Raw genomic sequence first — 20,764 nt, 5'->3', positions numbered from 1 at the left:
TAAGGTGACATCGCCATGGCGGCCGCCAGCGCTTTCAACGTGGCGTTAGCCGGCAAGTTGGACAGGTAGTATTTGCGCTCATCGTTTGATCGCCACTCGCCAACCAGCCAGGCTTCCTCGCCCGGCATGTGTTGCTGTCCCTTGTCGAGAATGCGCTGGGGCGTGCCGTCGGCGATCCGGATGCGCAATGCGGCAAAGCGTGCCGCGAGGCGGCCTTTCGTGCCACGGCGCCAACTGACCTTTTTCCAATTTGCAGGTGCTAACACCGTTTCGGCCGCAACCGACAGAATGTCGGGGATCGGATGCTTGCGTGGGCGACCATGACCGGAGATGGGAAAGATCAATTCGACATCATGGGGATAGACCTTTTGATGCTTGGGGATGCCGACCGCCCAGGTGAGGCCACGTCCACTTAGCCCCTGGCGGAAGGTCGCCGACAGGCCGTAGCCTGCGTCAGCCAGCACTGTGCCAAACCGGACACCAGCCGCGATCAACCGATCGATCTCGTTAAGAGCGATCTCCGGCTTCGTGCGAGATGTCCGCATGGCATCGGGAACCCCGGCCTTGGCCATCCGCTCCGTGTCGCTGGTCCAGCTCTCGGGCAAAAACAGACGCAAGCCAACCGGAACGGGAACCTCGTCTCGCGCAAGCGTCACCGACACCAGCGTCTGGCAATTTGCCCTCTTGCCCAGCATCGAAGCGTATTGCGGCGCGACCCCGACCGATTGGTCGCCTTTCTTGGGAAGGCCGGTATCATCGATCACCAGAAACGCATCTAACGCGCCAACGATCCTGTCCGCCTGCAGCGCAAGCTCGGTCTCAAGAGGAACAGCATTCCAAAGGCCATCGGAAATGAAATGGTGCAGGCGGTCGTACTGGCCTGGAGCAAACCGTTCCGCCATCGGCTCGATACTCTTGCGGTCACCGGGACCAATGAGCCCGGAGACGTAAAGAGGGCACATCTGTCGCCGCTTCTTGTGTCCGAGCTTGTCCAGAAATGGCTGCAAAAAGGTCGAAAGCTCCGTATCCCAATCTGCCATATCGCGCCCCCAACGAAGAGAGCACAAATCATCTCAAACCAGCCTTGCCCGAATCTGCCAAAGTAGTGTTAGGTTCTGGACTCATAAGCTCTGAGCCACCATCGTGTTGAAGCGACAAGGACTGCGGCGAGGAAATCTCTCGCCAGCTTGTCGTCGCGCGTTGCGATACGATGGAAGTGTTTGAGCTTGCAGAAGTATCGCTTGATGAGATTGCGCTTGCGATAGAGGTCACGATCGACAGTGCGTTGGACCTTGTGGTCCCGCTGGGTCGGGATGTGGGCTTCACCGCCCCGGTTGCGGACGAGATCGACGAGGGCCTGAGCGTCGTAGCCTCGATCTGCAATCAGGGCTCTGGCCGCAGGCAATCCTTCGAGCAGGCTTCGACCGCGGCCTTGTTGGAAGCTTGGCCAGGTGAAAGAATGATGCACAACGGCAAGCCGCCTTGATCGGCGAGCGCATTGATCTCAGTGCTCAATCCTCCACGAGAACGGCCGATGGGCGGCGTGGTGTGATGGGCACGGATGGTAAGGGCTGAGGGGAAGATGCCGCCAACGCTTCGAAGATACGCAGCCAAATACCAGCTTTCGCCCATCGGGTATATCGTCTGTAGACAGTTGTGTATGGCCCAGGTCGGATCGGCAGGCCTCGCCAGGGAGAACCGGTACGTAAAAACATAGAAGATGCCGTTGATAACCCGCCGGTCATCAACACGCGCCACCCCACACACCTTGTTCGGCAGCAGCGGCTCGATCAGCCGCCATTCCGTTTCGGCCAGGTCATATCGCGCTACTCAAAGCTCCTGCTATCGAAGCTTTGAAGCATCTCACTACCACTCTCCCAATATTTATGAGTTCAACACCTAGTGCGTCGCGGAACGTGGACTGCGCCCAGAAAGCGTGGCCAACGCGATGCTCGCTGAGGATCAGCAAGGATCTCCTTCTCCCCCCAATACGCCAGTTTTCTTCGGCGCTTTGGCATTTCTCAGCACAAAGACAGCCGGCGGTCGGCGCCGGTGGAGAACGCGTCAAAACAACGGGAGAGAAAGGCCACGGACCCTTGGGGTCACGAAGCGCCATCAAATGCGTAAAACATTCTGGCTGAGGCTTCGACGATCGACCGGTGTTTGCGTGCATCGTAGGCACCGGCTGGAAACGTCTCGAAGAGATGTTTCGCGAAGCTCTCTCTCGCCTCGCCCCGACGGCTCGAACCAGAGTTGCGATGTCATATCGTCAAAAATTTGTTTGAGAGCGCGGAGTTCACTTGGCTCAAACGCGCTCTTGGAAAAGTGATTGCCCATCTCGACCTCCCCACAGCTTTGGACTCGAAATTTAGTAAGGCCCGCCCGGGCATTCAAGGCGTGTCGAAGCTGCATTTTCGCTGTCGAACAGAGAAGCTACGTGGATTTCGATGCCCGCGCCCTCAAGCTCAGAGCAAGAACGGGCCACGGCCGCTGGAATGCCGATACCGGGACTCCGTAAGCATTTGTGCAAGAATGCCCGTACTCTTCTCGCTCACAATGCCATCGCGCTTCCGCGCGCGCTGCGCCGAATTGTCTGGGGCGGCTGTCCGAGCGCCCGCAGGAAAGCCCGGCGCATGCGATCGCTATCGGCAAAGCCTGTTTCCCCCGCGATGGCCTCCATGGAGTGGCGGCCTTGTTCCATCATCAGCCGTGCCGCTTCCACGCGCAGGTTTTCCACGGCCTTGGCAGGCGATTGCCCTGTCTCTGACCGAAAAGCCCGGCTGAACTGGCGTGGGCTCAAGCCCGCGACATCGGCCAACTCCTCGACCGACAGGACGCTGCGCAGGTTGGCCTTGGCGTAGTCGACGGATTTCTGGATCCGGTCCGACTTCGGGTCCAGTTCGAGCAGTGCCGAGAACTGCGACTGGCCGCCGGCCCTGCGGTGGTACACTACGAGCTTGCGGGCGATCGAGCGTGCGACATCCTGACCGTGGTCCTTTTCGACCATGGCAAGGGCTAGGTCGATCCCCGCCGTCATGCCCGCCGACGTCCATACCGAGCCGTCGACGATGAAGATGCGATCCTCCTCGACCCTGACAAACGGGAAGCGATCCCGGAGCTGGCGTGCAAAAAACCAGTGCGTCGTCGCACGAAGACCATCCAGCAATCCGGACTCTGCAAGGATGAAGGCGCCCGTACAGGGGGCGGCCAGCCGTCGTGCGGTTTGCAGCGAGTGACGCGCGAATTCGATTAGCCCGGCGGTCACTGGCTCGATAGTCGTGCCGGCTCCGAGTATCACGGTGTCGTAAACTGTGTGGTGATCGAAGGCTTTCGTGTTGACCCCAAAGCCGGCAGACGACTTGATCTCGCCGCCGGCTTCGGAGAGCAACTCGATCTGATAGACCGGCTCGCCAAGCTGAAGATTGGTCATCTCGAAGGCAGTTATCGCCGCAAAACCCAGGAGCTGGAAGCCTGGGAAGACGACGTAGCCGATTTTGTGCATGACGTTTCGCCTTTGTCTGAAAAGGACGCATGTATCATATTTGCGCCACGGCGAAAACCCCGGCTTCCTCATCCGAAGCGTTCGTCTCTCAGGTCGACAGGGCAAAGTCCCGTTGTTTGATACCGCCGACATAAGATTGATTGAGAATTCAGGGCAGCATTCCAGTGACGGCGTTCCATTCCGCCATGGTATTTAAACGTGAATGCAAGTGCCGAGTGTTTGGAACGTGGCGGGACGGACAGAATTCTGAGCGTAGAGAAGATATTGCTGAAGCGCTGCAGACTGCACGCCGATCGGAAGCCTTGCATCATTTTCTCTCGTTTTAGCAGAGGAACACGAGAGTTTTCAGCGCGGTTGTTGAGACCTTATGCGACCGATGCTCGACCTGCGGGATGAACTGGCGCTTTGCAGCACCATATGATCGCAGTTTGATGCGGGGTTCGTCGGGAGTGAGCCAGACGGTATTGCCGTGGGCGACGGGGAAGTCGCCGCCGGCGCACACCGTCACCAGGCCGATGCCCTCGACATTGACATGCAGGAAGGTGTCGGAGCCGAGGTGCTCGGCGACGCCGACGCGGCCCTTCCACGTGCCGCTCTCCTTTGAGAGCTTGATGTGTTCCGGGCGGATGCCGACGAGCGGCGCGTTGTACGGCTTGGCCGCGAAGCACTCTGATGCTCGCGGAGCAATCCCTCATCACATCGGCCGGCGCCAGACCATGAACAGATTGTCGCGCGACTATCCCTCGCTGAGCCTGCAATGGGCCGCTGCCAACTGCGAGCACCCGCAACCTCACGGGCGGTCGATGCGACCGAAACCATGCAAGCTTGCGTTTGTGCGCGACTTCTTTAACACTTCGGCGTCGGCTAATGTGCGAGGGCGAAGTATCCCTCGAGCCTCTCGGGAGTCTGCTGCTCGTGAAGTTCGTGTTCTTTTCTCCGCATTTTCCTGCCAACAGTACCGAATTCTGCGACCGCCTCCATATGGCCGGTGCCATGGTTCTGGGTGTTGGCGATACCGCCTACGACCATCTCCCTCCTAGACTGAAAAATGCCCTGAGCGAGTATTACCGCATCGCCGACATGGAGGATGCCGATCAGGTGCTGCGCGCCATGGGCCATTTCATCCATCGCTGGGGCCGCATCGATCGTTTCGAATCCCTCAACGAACATTGGCTGGAACAGGACGCCGCGATCCGCACCGATTTCAACATTCCGGGCATTCGCAGCGATTTCGTCAAGAATCTAAAGCACAAGTCGAAAATGAGCGCCTTCTTCAAGAAGGCAGGCGTCGAAACGATCCGGCAGCACAAATATATCGACCGGGCGGGTGTGGAGGCTTTCATTGCCGAGGTCGGCTATCCCATCGTGATCAAGCCGGATCAGGGCTCGGGCGCCAGCAACACGGTAAAGCTGAGCAATGACGCGGGTCTCGACGCTTTCGAGACGGCGAAGCTACCGGGTGTCAGCTATGTCGCCGAAGAGTTCATCGACGGCATCGTGCTGACCTATGACGGCCTGGTGGATCGCGATGGCCGGGTGGTGTTTGCCGCCAGCCATCGTTTCGAGCAGAGCATCATGGAGGTGGTGAACACCAATTCGCACCTCAACTACTATTGCCTGCCCTTCGTCGACCCCGCGGTGGAAAAGGCCGGACGCGCCGCCGTGAAGGCTTTCGGCATCCGCGAAAAATTCTTCCATATCGAATTCTTCGAGACCCGGGCCGACAAGCGCATCGTGGCGCTCGAAATCAACATGCGCCCGCCGGGAGCGTGGATGACCGACGCCATCAACTATTCGTACGACATGGATGTCTATCGCGAATGGGCTGAGATGATCGTCAACAACAAGGTTGGCGGACCGTTCACGGGGCGCTACTACACCGGCTATGCCAGCCGCAAGAACCATATTCGCTATGTCAACGACCATCGGGCCATTCTCGCTACCCATGGCGACAGGATCGTGCATTTCGCACCGATCGAGGACGTGTTCAGCCGGGCTATGGGCAACGCCGCCTATCAGTTCCGTTCAGAGGATTTCGAAGAGGTGAAAGCCATCGTGCGCTTCATCCAGGACGTGGAGCGTTAGCCGTTGCAGATCGAATACCACAAGCGCTTCAGCGATCATCTCGGGCGAGAGATGGAGTTCAAGACCTACGGCCATGCCGGCCGTCCTGTCCTGGTCTTCCCCACCTCCAACGGGCGCTTCTACCAATACGAGGATTCCGGCGGCATAGGGGCGCTCGCTGATCGCATCGAAGCGGGAGAATTGCGGGTGTGGACCGTCGATGGCATCGACGGCGAGAGCTTCTTTTCCAATGGCCATGACCTGCCGGCCCGGATCGCCCGGCACGAATCCTATTTCCGCTATGTAAACGAGGAACTGCTGCCGGAGATTCTCGCCATCGGCGGACGCGCACCGGTCCTGTCGGGTTGCTCCATGGGCGCCTTTCACGCCAGCAATTTCCTGTTCCGCTTTCCCGACCGGGTTGCCGGCGTGATCGCGCTGAGCGGCGTCTACTCCACCCGGCATTTTTTCGGCGATACGCTGGACGGCCAGATCTACTTCAACTCGCCGGTCAATTACCTGGCGGGACTGAACGACCGAGGCCTGCTCGATCGCATAGGCTCGCGCCGCCTGTTCTTCTGCTGTGGCCAGGGGGCCTGGGAAGACGCGATGCTCGAGGATACGCACCGTCTGGAGGCCGTGCTACGCGACAAGAACATTCCGGCCTGGGTCGATTTCTGGGGCCTCGACGCAAGCCATGACTGGCCCTGGTGGCACAAGCAGATCGCCTACTTCTTCAACAGGTGGCTTGAGGGCGACCGGTTCAGGCCGCTGTAGCCTTTCACAACCAACCGTTCTTGCGGAACCGCCAGTACAGGAACGAACAGGTCGCAATGATTGCGCTGAGCACCATCGGATAGCCGTATTGCATCCGCAACTCCGGCATGTCGCTGAAATTCATGCCGTAGATGCCGGCAAGCGCGGTCGGCACGGCGAGGATCGCCGCCCACGAGGCGAGCTTTTTGGAAATCGCCGTTTCCTGGCTCTGGCCGACCAGAAGGCTCGCCTCGAAGGCGAAAGCCAGCACCTCGCGCAGGCTGTCGATCTTTTCCTGCACCGTGCGGATGTGATCGGACACGTCCCGAAACAGCGGATGCATCGCCGCCTGGATTTGCGGCAGATCGGAACTGGTCAGCCGCCGGCAGACCTCGACCAGCGGAAGTGCCGCATTGCGCAGCCGCAGGAGATCACGGCGCATCATGTAGAGCCGCTCGATCTCGCTGCCGGTCATCGGCTTGACCAGAACCTTGTCCTCGATCTCCTCGACCTCGTATTCGAGTTGTTCGAGCACGGGCATGTAATTGTCGATGATGAAGTCCAGAATGGCGTAGAGGACGAAATCCTCACCTTTGGCCAGCGAATGCGGACAGCTTTCCCAATGCTCGCGAACGGTAGCGTAGGAGGTCGACGGCCCATGCCGCACGCTGACGATGTAGCCCTTGCCAACAAAAAGATGCGTTTCGCCGAAGGTGACGCGGCGCTCTATCAGTTGCGCGGTGCGTGCGACGATGAACAGCGCCTCGCCATATTGCTCCAGCTTGGGGCGCTGATGCGGGTGCTCGGCATCCTCGATCGCGAGGTCATGCAGGTTGAACTGTGCCTGGACACGCAGGAGAAGCTCGCGGCTCGGCTCCAGAAGCCCGATCCAGACGACGTGACCGTCCTTGCCAGCCCACTGGCCGGCCTCTTCGATGGGAATATCGGCGATGCGCCTGCCAGCCGAGTAAACGCTCGAGGCAACGATCCCGTCCTCTGCAGTGACTGGCGCGAACTTGCGGACATGGTCCATCACCACCTCCCGACTGCGGTGCCATCACTGTGTGATGAAATCGCTGGCCGGTCAATCTAGCGGAATTTCGGCAAACGTGCACAGCGCGGAATCGAACGCTTGTTTGGGCGCAGCCGGGCGCGGAGCACTACCGGTGCCCCTGGCAGCAAGGTTTGGGGACAGCACCGGCTTCGATCTGAAAACCGACGCGTCAGGCCCTTAAGAGGTTGGTTTTATAGTCATGCGACCATAGGCAACGAGACCGAAGCCGACGGCGTACATCAGCAATCCGAACAGCGCGGGCGGTACGGCTATTTCCGGCGAATTCATCATGGTGATTGCCAGCAACATGCCGACAGCCGCGTTTCGAATGCTGATCGACGTTGTCACCGCCATCGCCTCGGCGGGCGACAGGCGAAGCAGGCGCGAGCCGAGAAAGCCGATTGCCACGCCACAGAAGACCAGCACAAGGACGGCAGGCCCGGCGCTGACAAGGATTTCTGCCCATCGGCCGTAGACCGAGATACCGATGCCGACGATCAAGACCACCAGCACCACAAGGCCAAAGGCGCCAACCATCTTTTCGGCGCGGGCGGCAAGGGCCGGCACCTTGTGCCGGACCCACATGCCGAGAATGACAGGAAGCAGGATGATGACCAGCATCATGCCGATCGTGCGCAGCACGGGCAGGTAGACACGAACATCGCCATCGCTGAAGCGCTCGATCGCGAAATTCGCAAACAGCGGCAGCGTTGCAATTGCAACGAGGCAGCCGAGAGCGCTCAAAGCGATCGACAGCGCCAGGTCACCCCGCCCCAGATAGGAAAACAGGCTGGATGTCGTGCCGATCGGGCAGGCGGCAACGATGACCAGGCCGATCGCAATCTCGGACGGCAGGCCCATAACCACCGCAATCGATATGCTCGCCAGGGGAAGAAGCAGAAGCGCTGCCACGATGCCCCAGATCAGGGCTTTCGGCCGCATGACAACACGTTGGAAATCGGAAGGGGCGAGCGTCAGGCCTATACCGGCCATGATGATGAAGACAGCGGCCGGCAAACCGATTTCGATCAGGGCGGACTGCTCCATCCTTCTTCCTTTTCTTTTCGAGGCCGCTGATCGGCCGTTCGGGATCGTAGCATTGTCCCACCATCCCGCCAGATGCAATCGTGCTGTCACCCGCAATCCGGCGGAGATGGTTATCCGTCCCTATCCCAGATGAGACATTGCCCGTGAAAAAACCTGGACCTACAACCATCGAGTCACATTGCCGAAGGCCATAGTCGTGCTCGTGGCGGTGACACAAACCCGTGCGGGAGGGCACTGATGAAGGTTGTCGAAGCTTCGATTGGTACGTTGCGCGCAGCACTCGAGTCGGGCGAGACGTCCAGCGTCGCTCTGGTCGCAGCCTATCTGAACCGCATTGCACGCTACGACCGCCACGGCATCACCCTCAACGCCGTGCCCGTGCTCAATCCCGATATGTTCGCCGAAGCGCAGGCTTCGGACCTGCGGCGGGCGGGCGGTGAAAGCCTCGGTCCGCTCGACGGCATCCCCTATACCGCCAAGGACAGCTACAAGGTGAAAGGGCTGAGCGTCGCCTCCGGTTCACCGGCCTTTGCCGACCTGATCGCGACTGAGGATGCCTTCGCGATTTCCCGGCTGCGGGCCGCGGGTGCCGTGTTGATCGGGCTGACGAACATGCCGCCGATGGCCAACGGCGGCATGCAGCGCGGGGTCTACGGGCGCGCGGAATCCCCCTACAATGCCGACTGGCTGACCGCGGCCTTCGGGTCGGGCTCGTCCAACGGATCCGGGACGGCAACGGCGGCGAGTTTTGCGGCCTTCGGGCTTGGCGAGGAAACCTGGTCCAGCGGGCGCGCGCCTGCGGCCAACAATGGGCTCTGCGCCTACACGCCAAGCCGCGGCGTGATCTCCGTGCGCGGCAACTGGCCGCTTGTGCCGACCATGGACGTCGTGGTGCCGCACAGCCGTTTGATGGCGGACATGCTGGAACTGCTTGATATCATCGTCGCTGACGATCCCGACAGCCGCGGCGATCTGTGGCGGCGCCAGACCTGGGTATCGATCCCGAAAGCCTCCGAAATCCGACCGCAGTCCTATGCCGGGCTTGCCCGGACGGCGAGCCTTGCGGGCAAGCGCTTCGGCCTACCGGCAATGTATATCAACGCCGACCCGGAAGCGGGAACCGGCGAGACGGTGGGTATCGGTGGCGCGACTGGCCGGCGGATCGAAACGCGTGCCTCGATGCTGGCACTCTGTGTGGCGGCACGGGCAGCGCTCGAGGCAGCCGGCGCCGAGGTCGTGGTCACCGATTTCCCGGTCATCAGCAACTACGAGGGAGACCGGCCGGGTGCGCCGACCATTTTGACGCGCGGCCTTGTCAGCCCCGACTACCTGCACCGCGAGATCGTCGATCTGTCGGCTTGGGCCTGGAACGATTTCCTCGCGGCCAATGCCGACCCCAACCTGTCGCGACTGACCGATGTCGATAGCGCCCACATCTTCCCTGCGCCGAAAGGCAGCCTGCCCGACCAGTACTACGGTTTCGACGACAGTATTTCAGGCTACGCCGCCCATCTGCGCAACCATCCCGTCGCCTCTTTCACCGAGATTCCCGATCTGGCCGAAGGCTTCAGGGGGCTCGAGGAAACCCGGCGTGTCGATTTTGAAGCCTGGATGGACAGGCTGGGGCTTGATGCGGTGATCTTCCCGGCTGTTGCCGACATCGGTCCGGCGGATGCCGATGTGAACCCTGCTTCGGCGGATCTCGCCTGGCGGAACGGCACCTGGGTCGCCAACGGCAATCTCGCGATCCGCCATCTGGGTATTCCAACGGTGACCGTTCCGATGGGAATGCTGGCCGATATCGCAATGCCGGCCGGGCTGACCTTTGCCGGCCGGGCCTGGGACGACACGGCATTGCTGGGCTATGCCTGCGCCTTCGAGCAGACCGGCACCTATCGCGAAACGCCGGCGCGAACGCCCGAGCTTTTGGAGGCGCCCAACTCTGCTTCAACGAACGTGTCGGAAACGTCGGGCCTCAGCCTCGACGCCTCCGTCGTGCCCGATGGCCCCGGACGCCAACGGCTGTCAATACGGGCGCAAAGCCAGACCCCGCTGCTCTGGTTGACGGTGAACGGCCAGCCAGTCGCGTTCCGGCAGGACGGTATTGAGGTGAGCGCGAGCCTCGATCTGGAGCAGAACACCCATATCCACAGCGAGTGGCGCGAACCCTATGGGCATATCGTGATCGCCTGTGCGAGCGACGGCACCGCCGCTTTCACCATAGCTGGCGGCACTGCCTGATCGAGGGTGGTACCGCCGGCCGACCAAGGCTGGTCGGGGTGTGGCGACGGGGATGCCGGGAACGACATGGACAGGAATGTTTTCGCGGCCAAGGTGCGCCATCACCTCGCCGGCACCGCTGAACATCATCGGATCGCCGGGCGTCAAACAGACGACGCGCTTTCCCGCCTTGGCGAGCTTGGCCAGCATGTCGCCAACGTCCGCCGGCCGGTAGCGTGCCCCTCTGTTTTGCCTGCCCATCCGCATGCGCGTCGCCTCGCGCCGGGCGAGTTCCAGAACCTCCGCCGACACAAGATCATCAAAGAGGATGACATCGGCGGCCTGCAAGGCGCGCACGGCCTTGATGGTCAGAAGCTCGGCATCGCCCGGGCCGGCGCCGACCAGCGTGACGGAGCCGATGGCGGGGGCTTCCGCGAGCCTTTCGGCATCAGCAAGAAGCACCCCGCCTACGCCCTCCTCCGGCGTATCCGTCGTTGCGAAAGCAAGATCGGAAAAGCGCTCCCAGAAGGCGCGGCGCTGTTGACCGGTTGCAAGACGCCGGTTGACGGCGTCCCGTAGCGACTGCGCCAGTGTCGCCCAGCTTTTCAGGCTGCGCGGCAACAGCGCCTCGATCTTGCGGCGGATGGTCTGTGCCAGGATCGGGGCTGCGCCATCCGTCGAGATCGCGATGACGACCGGCGAGCGGTTGACGATGGAGCCGAACTGGAACTGACAGAATTCCGGCTTGTCGATCACGTTGGCCGGCACGCCAGCTGCGCGTGCGGCATCGGAGAAGGCCCGCGCATCTGCTTCATCCTCGCAGTCGGCGATAGCGAGCGAGGCGCCGCCAAGATCATCCGGCGCCCAACGACGCCGATGCGTTGTAAATTTTGCTGCAGGGTGTTCTGGTTCGCGGGAGAGCAGAATTTCGAACGCCTCGTCGAACGCTTCCGCATAGACATCGACATGCGCGCCGCTGGCGGCGAGCAGTTCCGCTTTCCAGGCGGCGGCATCCGAACCGCCGGCAACGACGACGCGCTTTCCTTCCAGCGCCCAGAACACCGGGAGCTTGGCGAGCGGCTCCATGCGCGGCGGTCCATCATTCCGCGGCTGCGGCAAGACATCCATCGATGATCCCCTTGATTTCGGCGCGGCAGGAGCCGCAATTGGTTCCGGCATTGAGTTGCTTGCCGACGGTTTCGACACTGTGGCTGCCGCCGCGCACAGCGGCGACAATCTGGTTGACCCCGACGCCAAAGCAGGCGCAGACGGTCGCGCCGGGATCCGGCTTGTCGGCGCCAGGCCGGCCGGCGACCAGGGCAAAGCGCTTGCGCAGGTTGGTGTGCTCGGCCATCACTTGCGCGATCGCCCAGTTTCGGGCGACGGCGACCGGTTCGCGGGCGAGAAAAAGGGCGGCGCGCAGGTGCGGCCCGTCAAAGAAGGCAAGCCGGAGATCGCCGGTCTGCCGATCGACGTAACCGAGCGGCTCGACGCCACCCGACACCACGAAGGTGCGGCGGCACCAGGCGCTCCAATCCTCGACCGGTCGATCAAAGGCAAGCTCCACCCGCCAGCTGCCCTCCGCCTTCGCCAATGCCCAATAGCTGGCATCAAGCCCCTTCGGCTTGGCCTGCGAGACGGCGAAGCCATAGTGCGCCGCCTTGAACCGGCGCGCTGCCACGGCGACGTTTTTCGACGCCGGCTGGCCGGAGATGCTGTCCACGATAGGCGGCACCAGCACGTCGATGCGGGCCTGCGCCGAAAACTGGTCGTTCCAGTGCATCGGCACGAAGATGCTGCCGCGTGCCTGGCGCTCCGTGATCAGCGCGCGCACGATCACCTTGCCCCGGGGGCTCTCGATTTCGACGAGACCGGCATTGCCAACACCAATCTCCATTGCATCGCGTGGATGCAGTTCGGCAAAGGGTTCGGCGATATGGGTAGAGAGACGCGCGCTTTTTCCCGTGCGGGTCATCGTATGCCACTGGTCGCGGATGCGGCCCGTGTTCAGCGTGAAGGGGTAGGCCGTATCGGTGCGATCGCAGGCAACCGGCTCGATGGCAATGAACCGGGCCTTGCCGTCCGCATGATAGAAACCGCCATCGGCGAAAAAGCGGTGCTCTGCGGGCTCGCTGCCGGCGGGTTGCGGCCATTGGAAAGGGGGAAGCGTATCGTAAGCCTGGCCCTCCAATTCGCTGCAGGCGCCGATATCGAAGTCGCGTTGGCCGGCATTCTCGAAAGCCGAAAGTGCCGCGTGCTCCCGGAAGATCCGTGTGGGCGAACCGTAGTCAAAGGCATCCTTGAAACCGAGGCGCCGGCCAACCTCGGCAAGCTGCCACCAGTCTGCCCTCGCCTCACCCGGCGCATCGAGGAAATTGCGCTGGCGGGAGATGCGCCGTTCCGAATTGGTGACCGTGCCGTCTTTCTCCCCCCAGCCAAGCGAAGGAAGCAGCACATCGGCGTGACGGGTCGTATCCGTGTCCTTCAGGATGTCGGAGACGACGACGAAGGGACAGGCCTTGAGCGCCGCTTCGACGGCATCGGCATCCGGCATCGAGACGACAGGGTTCGTCGCCATGATCCAGAGCGCCTTGATGCGCCCCTCCGCCACGGCCTGAAACAAATCCACCGCCTTCAGCCCCGGCTTGTCGGCAATCGTCGGCGATTGCCAGAAGCGCTGGACGCGGTCGCGATCCGTTGCACTTTCAATCGCCATATGGGCGGCAAGCATATTGGCAAGCCCGCCGACCTCGCGCCCGCCCATGGCGTTCGGCTGGCCGGTTAGCGAAAACGGCCCCATGCCCGGCCGGCCGATGCGGCCGGTGGCGAGATGGCAGTTGAGAATGGTGTTGACCTTGTCGGTGCCAGAGGACGACTGGTTGACGCCCTGGCTGTAGCAGGTCACGACCTTTTCCGTCGTCGTGAAAAGGCGATAGAACTCGCGGAGTTGCATGGCCGGAAGACCGGTCTGCTCCAGCACGTCGGCAAAAGACACGTTCGAAGCGGCGGCAAAGGTTTCGGCAAAACCCGTCGTATGCGCGGCGACATAGTTCTGATCGACAGCATTGTTTGCCACCAGATGCGTAAAAAGGCCGACGAAGAGCGCCACATCCGTATCGGGGCGAAGGGCCAGATGCAGGTCGGCGAGATCGGCCGTCATGGTGCGGCGCGGATCGATGACGACCACCTTCATCCCCGGCCGCCTGGCCTTGGCTGCCGCCAGCCGCTGGTAAAGCACGGGATGGCACCAGGCGAGGTTCGAGCCGGTCAGGATGACCAGATCGGCAAGCTCCAGATCCTCGTAGGTTCCCGGCACCGTGTCCGAACCGAAGGCCCGGCGGTGGCCGGCGACGGAGGAGGACATGCAGAGCCGCGAATTGGTGTCGATATTCGCCGAGCCGATAAACCCCTTCATCAGCTTGTTGGCGACGTAATAGTCTTCGGTCAGCAACTGACCGGAGACGTAGAAGGCGACCGAATCCGGCCCGTGCTCGACAATGGCTTGCGAGAATTTTTTGGCGACAAGGTCGAGCGCCTCGTTCCACCCGGCACGCCAGCCATCGATCTGCGGATGCAGCAGGCGGCCATCGAGGTCGATCGTCTCGGCCAGCGCCGCACCCTTCGAGCAGAGCCGGCCGTAATTCGAAGGATGGTCCGGATCGCCTTTGACGGAGACGGTACCGACTTCGTCAATCGTCGCGATGACCCCGCAGCCGACGCCGCAATAGGGGCAGGTTGTCTTGACCGGCTTTTCCATCCTATTCGGCCGCCATCATCAGGCTTTCGAGCGCGATGAACAGCGCGCCATCGTCGTTGCGCAGCGGAATGGTCTTCACCACCCCCTCGTCCGCACCAAGGGCCTTGCCGGTTTCGAGCGAAATCACCCAGTTGTGCAGCGGGCAGGTGACCGCCTTCGCGTGTACGATGCCCTGCGAGAGCGGCCCGCCTTTGTGCGGGCAATGATCCTCGATGGCGAACACCTCGTTTTCCGCGGTGCGGAAGACGGCGACCTTGCCTTGTGGTGTCTTCACGCAGCGGGCGCCGCGCAGCGGAATATCGGCGATGGTGCCGATGGCGATCCAGGTCCTGTCCATGTTTACTCCGCAGCCTGATTGTAGCCGACCGTCGCCATCGGCTTGAACTCGTGTTTGTCCTTGCCGGAGACACGCTCCGACCAGGGGTCGACCTGGGCGAACTTCTGGGAGAAGACGAAACGCTCGTAATAGGCCTTGCGCTTGTCCGCATCGCCGATGATCTGGCGGCGGATTTCCTCGAGACCGATGCGTTTTACCCATTTGTAGATACGCTCGAGATAACGCGCCTGCTCGCGATACATCTGTGTCAGTGCCACGATGTGCTCCATCGCCTCGTCCTCCGTTCTCACGAGGCCGAGCACCTCCGTGCCCTTGATGTCGAGGCCGGCGGCACCGGCAAAATGGATCTCGAAACCGCTGTCGACGCAGATGACGCCAATGTCCTTGCAGGTCGCCTCGGCGCAGTTGCGCGGACAGCCGGAGACCGCCAGCTTCAGCTTGGCCGGCGTCCACGAACCCCACATGAACTTCTCGATCTTGATGCCGAGGCCGGTGGAATCCTGCGTGCCGAAGCGGCACCAGTCGGAGCCGACACAGGTCTTCACTGTGCGCAGGCCCTTGGCATAGGCCTGGCCCGAAACGAAACCGGCCTTGCCGAGATCGGCCCAGACGGCGGGCAGGTCCTCCTTCTCGATGCCGAGCAGATCGATGCGCTGGCCGCCCGTCACCTTGACCAGCGGGATCTCGAACTTGTCGACCACGTCGGCGATAGCGCGCAGTTCGCCCGCATTGGTGACCCCGCCCCACATGCGCGGCACGACGGAATAGGTGCCGTCCTTCTGGATGTTGGCGTGCACGCGCTCGTTGATGAAGCGCGACTGGTAGTCGTCGGCATATTCGTCCGGCCAGTCGCAGACGAGGTAGTAGTTGAGGGCCGGCCGGCATTTGGCGCAGCCGCAGGACGTTTTCCATTCCAGTTCCTGCATGACGGCAGGAATGGTCTTCAGCCCTTTCGCCTTGATCAGGCGGCGCACGTCGTCATGGCCGAGATCGGTGCAGCCGCACATCGGCTGGACGGCCGCAGGGTTGTAGCTTTCCCCAAGCGTCAGCGTCATCAGTTGCTCGACGAGGCCGGTGCAGGAGCCGCAGGAGGCGGATGCCTTGGTGTGGGCGCGCACGTCGTCGAGCGACGTCAGGCCCTTGTCCGTTATGGTCGAGACGATCCTGCCCTTGCAGACGCCGTTGCAGCCGCAGATTTCCGCATCATCCGGCAAGGCTGCAACGGCCGCCATAGGGTCCAGCGGTGCGCCCCCCTGATAGGCCTGGCCGAAGATCAACGTCTCGCGCATCTCTGCGATGTCGACGGCCTTTTTCTTGAGATCGTTGAACCAGGCGCCATCCGAGGTTTCCCCGTAAAGCACCGTGCCGATGATGCGGTTTTCCTTCAGCACCAGCCGCTTGTAGACGCCGGCCGAGGCATCGCGCAGCACGATCTCCTCGCGGTCGTCACCGTCGGCGAAATCCCCGAGCGAGAACAACTCGATGCCGGTGACCTTGAGTTTCGTCGGCGTATCGGAGTGAACAAAGGCTGCACTGCGCTCGCCGGCGAGGTGGGACGCAGCGACACGAGCCATTTCATAGAGCGGCGCAACAAGGCCGTAGACCTGGCCCGCCACTTCGGCACATTCGCCGAGCGCCAGAATGCTGCCGTCGGAGGTCTGCATGCCGTTATCGACGACGATGCCGCGGTTGACGGCGAGGCCCGCTTCCTTGGCGAGCCCGACGCTCGGGCGGATGCCGACGGCCATGACGACGAGCGTCGCGGGGATGATGCGGCCATCGTCCAGTTCGATGCCCTCGACCCTGCCATTGCCGACGATTGCCTTGGTGTTGGCCTTGCAGATGATCTTGATGCCGCGCCCTTCCAGCTCCTTCTGCAGGAGATAACCGGCGGCGGGGTCGAGCTGGCGGTCCATCAGCGTCGGCATGACATGGAGAACTGTCACATCCATGCCGCGACCGGCAAGACCGGCGGCGGCTTCGAGGCCGAGCAGGCCGCCGCCGATGACAACGGCCTTTTCGCGTGACTGGGCGGCTAGCAGCATGGCCTGCACGTCATCAAGGTCGCGATAGGTGATGACGCCGGGCAGCGTGTTGCCGGGCACCGGGATGATGAACGGCACGGATCCGGTGGCGATCACCAGCTTGTCGTAGCTCTCCGTCACGCCGTGATCGGACGTCACGGTCTTGGCATCGCGGTCGATGGCGACGATCCGGTGGCCCTTGTAGAGCGTGATGCCGTGTTTGATGTACCAGCCGTCACCGTGGATGATGATCTGCTCGTAGTCCTTCTCGCCGGAAAGCACCGGCGAAAGCATGATGCGGTCGTAGTTGACGCGCGGCTCGGCGTTGAAGATGGTCACCTGATAGTGCTCGGGCGCCTTCTCCAGCAGATGCTCCAGCATGCGCCCCGGCGCCATGCCATTGCCGATGATGACGAGTTTCTCGGTCATGGTGTTTCCTTCGATTACGCGGCGACGGCAGAGACGGAGGGCGTGCGGCGCTCCATCTGGCGGATCGACAGATGCATCCAGATCAGCGAGACGACGACGACGGCGAAGAGCAGGATGAAACAGCTCGACCAGAGGCCGGTCGCATCCTTCAGAAGGCCGAAGGCGATGGGCAGCACGAAACCGCCAAGCCCGCCGACCATGCCGACGACGCCGCCGACCGCACCGACCCCATCCGGGTAGTAGACCGGGATATGCTTGTAGACGGCGGCCTTGCCGAGGCTCATGACGAAACCCAGCACGAAGACGACGACGATGAAGACTGCGGGAGACACACCCGCCGGGAGCGACAGGATCAGCGTCGCGGCGGCCGAAATGCCGAACATCCAGTACATGACGCTTCGTGCGCCCTTGCGATCCGACAGCATGCCGCCGAAGGCGCGAAAGATGCTGCCGGGGATCGAGTAGGCCGCAGCGATCATGCCGGCGGTGGCGATGTCGAAGCCGTAGACGCCGACGAGATAACGCGGCAGCCAGAGCGACAGGGCGACGAAGCCGCCGAAGGCAAAGAAGTAGTAGAGCGAAAAGCGCCAGACCCGGGTGTCCTTCAGCGGTGCGAACTCCTGGCGGAGGCTGCGCTGCGAGACCTTGCCTTCGCGGCGGCTGCGGAAGGCCGGGTCATCGGTCGTCGTGAACCAGAAGACAAAGGCGGCCATGATCAGCGCAGCCGCCCAGAGCTGCGCGACCATCTGCCAGCCGGCAGCGACCAGCACGAAGGGTGCAACGAACTTGGTGAGGGCCGCGCCGACATTGCCGGCGCCGAAAATACCGAGCACCGTGCCCTGCTTTTCCGGCGGAAAAAACGGCGAGACATAGGCGATGCCGACGGCGAAGGACCCGCCGGCCAGCCCGATTCCGAGGCCGGCAAGCAGCATCTGCGGATAGGTCGTGGCATGGGAGAGCAAGAGGGTGGAGAGTGCTGCCGCCAGCATGGTCAGCGTGTAGACGAGGCGGCCGCCATAGCGGGTCGTCCAGACGCCGAGCACGATGCGCACCAGCGAGCCGGTGAGGATGGGGGTTCCGACGAGGAGGCCGAACTGGGCTTCGCTGAGCCCCAGGTCTTCCTTGATGCGGATGCCGATGATCGCGAAGATCGTCCAGACGGCAAAACAGATGGTGAAGGCGAAGGTGGACATCCACAGGGCGATGGCGGGTTCGCTCGAGGATAGAGGAGGCTGCTTGGTCTCAGACATGGCTTCTCCGTGGCCCGACAAGGTCGTGCCGCTCCAACTTGGGGGTGAAAAACAAAAAGCCGCTGATGAGGATGCGTGCGAAACGGACGGTCCGTGGTCGCAGGATTCCTGATCAGCGGCTTTGCTGGAGGCGCCCGTCGTTGGACGCCGATATCGTGACCCGAAGGCCTATGCCAAGAAAAGCAATCGGCGTGCCAGTTTCAGCAAGCCATTGATTTCATGCGATAGATGAACACCCGCTGTCGGTCGGAGACCAGTGGCAGGATAGAGCAGGTGCAGTGCGATGCCATTTTTTGTGCAGTGCGCATAAATTAGGCGCTTCGCATTTCAGGTCGCTCAACCGATCCTTTGTGCCTGGATATAGGCATCTACGTCGTCCGGATCGAACCGTCCCCCGTCGAAGAAGCCGTCCGGCCCCAGCGTCAACGCGCCGGACGAGCCGACGGGCGTCTCCACGGCCAGCGCGCCCTCGACCTTGGAGCTGGCTGACGGCATGGCAAGCCCAAGCGTCTTCAACGCCGCGCGATACATGTCCGGCCGGTAGGTTTCGGCAGCGACCTGCTGGTGCTCGGCCGTGTGGCTGATCTGCCGCCAGCGAACCATCTGGGTGTAGAACCAGAGCGCATGGCTCTTCCAGGGAAAGGTCGCCGCCTTGGCATTCGGAACGAAGAAGTCGCCGATATTTTGCACAACGCCACCGCCGACCGGCAGGTTGCCGTTCAGAGCTGGCAGCAGAAGCTCGGCATCGCGCCCGACATAGCCGGGCTGCGCCAGGAGATGCGCCAGTTCTTCACGGTTGCCCAACTTTCCGCACCAGACAGATGCCGCATGAAGCGCAACAAGCAGCGCCGCCAGGGCCTTAGGATGGGTTTCGGCCCAGCGGGCATTGACGCCGAGCACCTTTTCCGGGCTCGATCGCCAGATGGCGGCCTTGACGGTGGCCAAATGCCCGCCGCGCTTCAGCACGCCAAACGTATTCCATGGCTCGCCGGCGCAGTAACCGTCGATCAGTCCCTGCGCCAGCGCATCCCCCATATCGGGCGGCGGCAGCACGACGATCTCGATGTCCCGCTCCGGATCGATGCCGCTTGCCGCCAGCCAGTAGCGCAGTTCGTAATTATGCCCCGAATAGGGATGCACGACGCCGAACCGCAACGGCTCGCCCTTGTGGCCCGCGATCACCCTGCGCAAAGCTACGCCGTTCTCGCGCGCATCAAGATCATCCGTCGCCCCCTCACCCGCCATCGCCTGCCAGAGCGCGGTGGACACGGTAACGGCATTGCCGCCGAGGCCCAGCGCCATCGGCACGATCATTTTCGGCGCCGGCGCGGAAAGACCGAGATTGCAGGCGATCGGCATGGGGCCGAGAATATGCGCGACGTCGAAATGACGGACCGCCAGCCGGTCGCGTATGCTGGCCCAGGACCGTTCGCGCACGAGGGTCAGATCGATCGACTGCGCCGCGGCAAAGCCCTTCTCCTTGGCGACGACAAGCAGGGCGCTGTCGAGCAACGGCACAAAACCGGCGGTGATGGCGTGGGACATCGTCATTCCTTCGCTCCCGGATCGAGCAGGCTTGCCGCCGTGACGAGGCTCTGGGCGATCTCGACGATCTTGCGGTTCTGGTTCATCGCCGTGCGGCGCAGAAGCGCGTAGGCTTCCTCTTCCGAAAGACCGCGCGAGCGCATCAGCAGACCTTTGGCCCGGTCGATCACCTTGCGGTTCTCCAGTTCGCTGCGTGTCTCTTCCAGCTCACGGTTAAGCCGGGAAAAGGCGTTGAAGCGGCTGATCGCCATCTTCAGGATCGGCCGGACCCGCTCCTGCTTGAGCCCGTCGACGATATAGGCGGACACGCCAGCCTCCACCGCGGCTTCGATGGACGCCTCGTCCGACTTGTCGACAAACATGGCAATCGGGCGCTGGATGACCCGCGAAAGCTGGAAGATGCTCTCGAGTTCATCGCGGTTCGGATTTTCGAGGTCGATGACGATCACGTCGGGATTGAGCTCGGTGATGCGCCGCGCCAGCCCGTGCATCTGGTCTATGACGGTGACCTGGCCATAGCCAGCGTCACGCAGCCCCTCTTCGATGATGGCGGCGCGGATCCGGTTTTCGTCGATGACCAGTACATTCAACTCGTTCGGCTTCATCCCGCAACCGTACTCTCTTGCTGCCTGGAGCGGCGCGTCTGCATTTTGACATGCGGCATGACCGGGTCGAAATCAAGCGGGGCCAAAGAACATAGCCCCGACCTTTCGAGGCGGCTTTTATGAGAGAACAATAAACAATTGACAGAGGCAGTTTTTCTGATAGCGTTGCTTAAA

General features: G+C 62.2%; 12 protein-coding genes and 5 pseudogenes. 3 read left to right on the top strand and 14 right to left on the bottom strand.

Annotated elements, in window-relative coordinates; all coding sequences use genetic code 11:
* Positions 1-14: 14 nt before the first annotated feature.
* The 5 genes and pseudogenes from BSY16_RS23355 to BSY16_RS33295 all read right to left on the bottom strand — a co-directional run.
* A pseudogene (locus tag BSY16_RS23355) lies at positions 15-1,040 on the bottom strand (IS701 family transposase); the annotation flags it as partial.
* A 68-nt stretch (positions 1,041-1,108) separates the two neighbouring features.
* Positions 1,109-1,815: pseudogene (locus BSY16_RS32130) on the bottom strand (IS5 family transposase).
* 736 nt (positions 1,816-2,551) lie between these two features.
* Positions 2,552-3,502 (bottom strand): GlxA family transcriptional regulator, encoded by a 951-nt coding sequence (locus BSY16_RS23345; protein WP_069062240.1) that lies wholly within the window; start codon positions 3,500-3,502, stop codon positions 2,552-2,554.
* Positions 3,503-3,650: 148 nt separating this feature from the next.
* Positions 3,651-3,932, bottom strand: a pseudogene (locus tag BSY16_RS32885) (transposase family protein); the annotation flags it as partial.
* Positions 3,933-3,989: 57 nt separating this feature from the next.
* A pseudogene (locus BSY16_RS33295) lies at positions 3,990-4,115 on the bottom strand (TOBE domain-containing protein); the annotation flags it as partial.
* 302 nt (positions 4,116-4,417) lie between these two features.
* Between BSY16_RS33295 and BSY16_RS23340 the strand changes: the two are divergent.
* Both BSY16_RS23340 and BSY16_RS23335 read left to right on the top strand, forming a co-directional pair.
* Positions 4,418-5,587: an ATP-grasp domain-containing protein gene (locus tag BSY16_RS23340; protein ID WP_069063662.1), complete on the top strand. Its 1,170-nt coding sequence runs from the start codon at positions 4,418-4,420 to the stop codon at positions 5,585-5,587.
* A 3-nt stretch (positions 5,588-5,590) separates the two neighbouring features.
* Positions 5,591-6,343: an esterase family protein gene (locus BSY16_RS23335; RefSeq protein WP_069062239.1), complete on the top strand. Its 753-nt coding sequence runs from the start codon at positions 5,591-5,593 to the stop codon at positions 6,341-6,343.
* A 4-nt stretch (positions 6,344-6,347) separates the two neighbouring features.
* On the opposite strand, the gene BSY16_RS23330 is transcribed toward BSY16_RS23335, so the two are convergent.
* Both BSY16_RS23330 and BSY16_RS23325 read right to left on the bottom strand, forming a co-directional pair.
* Positions 6,348-7,355 (bottom strand): magnesium and cobalt transport protein CorA, encoded by a 1,008-nt coding sequence (locus BSY16_RS23330; RefSeq protein WP_069062238.1) that lies wholly within the window; start codon positions 7,353-7,355, stop codon positions 6,348-6,350.
* Positions 7,356-7,553: 198 nt separating this feature from the next.
* Positions 7,554-8,423, bottom strand: a complete 870-nt coding sequence (locus BSY16_RS23325) for a bile acid:sodium symporter family protein (protein WP_069062237.1) — start codon at positions 8,421-8,423, stop codon at positions 7,554-7,556.
* Between the two features lie 237 nt (positions 8,424-8,660).
* On the opposite strand from BSY16_RS23325, the pseudogene BSY16_RS23320 reads away from it, so the two are divergent.
* A pseudogene (locus tag BSY16_RS23320) lies at positions 8,661-10,349 on the top strand (amidase); the annotation flags it as partial.
* Positions 10,350-10,448: 99 nt separating this feature from the next.
* Here BSY16_RS23320 and BSY16_RS23315 read toward each other — a convergent pair.
* The 7 genes from BSY16_RS23315 to BSY16_RS23285 form a co-directional block, all read right to left on the bottom strand.
* Positions 10,449-11,771 carry a siroheme synthase family protein gene (locus BSY16_RS23315; RefSeq protein WP_069062236.1) on the bottom strand — a complete coding sequence of 441 codons (1,323 nt, stop codon included), beginning with the start codon at positions 11,769-11,771 and terminating at the stop codon, positions 10,449-10,451.
* Entirely contained in the window at positions 11,743-14,400 is a 2,658-nt protein-coding gene (locus tag BSY16_RS23310) for a nitrate reductase (protein WP_069062235.1), read from the bottom strand. Before BSY16_RS23310 ends, BSY16_RS23315 begins: the two co-directional genes overlap by 29 nt.
* 1 nt (position 14,401) lies before the next feature.
* Entirely contained in the window at positions 14,402-14,737 is a 336-nt protein-coding gene (gene nirD, locus BSY16_RS23305) for a nitrite reductase small subunit NirD (protein ID WP_069062234.1), read from the bottom strand.
* A 2-nt stretch (positions 14,738-14,739) separates the two neighbouring features.
* Positions 14,740-17,190: a nitrite reductase large subunit NirB gene (gene nirB, locus BSY16_RS23300; RefSeq protein ID WP_069062233.1), complete on the bottom strand. Its 2,451-nt coding sequence runs from the start codon at positions 17,188-17,190 to the stop codon at positions 14,740-14,742.
* A gap of 14 nt (positions 17,191-17,204) precedes the next feature.
* Positions 17,205-18,440: an MFS transporter gene (locus BSY16_RS23295; protein WP_069062232.1), complete on the bottom strand. Its 1,236-nt coding sequence runs from the start codon at positions 18,438-18,440 to the stop codon at positions 17,205-17,207.
* Positions 18,441-18,776: 336 nt separating this feature from the next.
* Positions 18,777-19,991, bottom strand: coding sequence for a CmpA/NrtA family ABC transporter substrate-binding protein (locus BSY16_RS23290; RefSeq protein ID WP_069062231.1), 1,215 nt, complete (start codon positions 19,989-19,991; stop codon positions 18,777-18,779).
* The gene (locus BSY16_RS23285; protein WP_069062230.1) at positions 19,988-20,590 is read right to left on the bottom strand and encodes an ANTAR domain-containing response regulator; all 603 of its coding nucleotides are present in this window, start codon (positions 20,588-20,590) and stop codon (positions 19,988-19,990) included. The genes BSY16_RS23290 and BSY16_RS23285 overlap by 4 nt, the downstream gene beginning before the upstream one ends.
* Between the last annotated feature and the right edge of the window lie 174 nt (positions 20,591-20,764).

The sequence above is a fragment of the Sinorhizobium sp. RAC02 genome (assembly GCF_001713395.1).
In the GTDB taxonomy this organism is placed as follows: Bacteria; Pseudomonadota; Alphaproteobacteria; order Rhizobiales; family Rhizobiaceae; genus Shinella.
The sequence above is the reverse complement of the archived record's forward strand: the minus strand, read 5'-3'. Positions and strand labels throughout refer to the sequence as shown.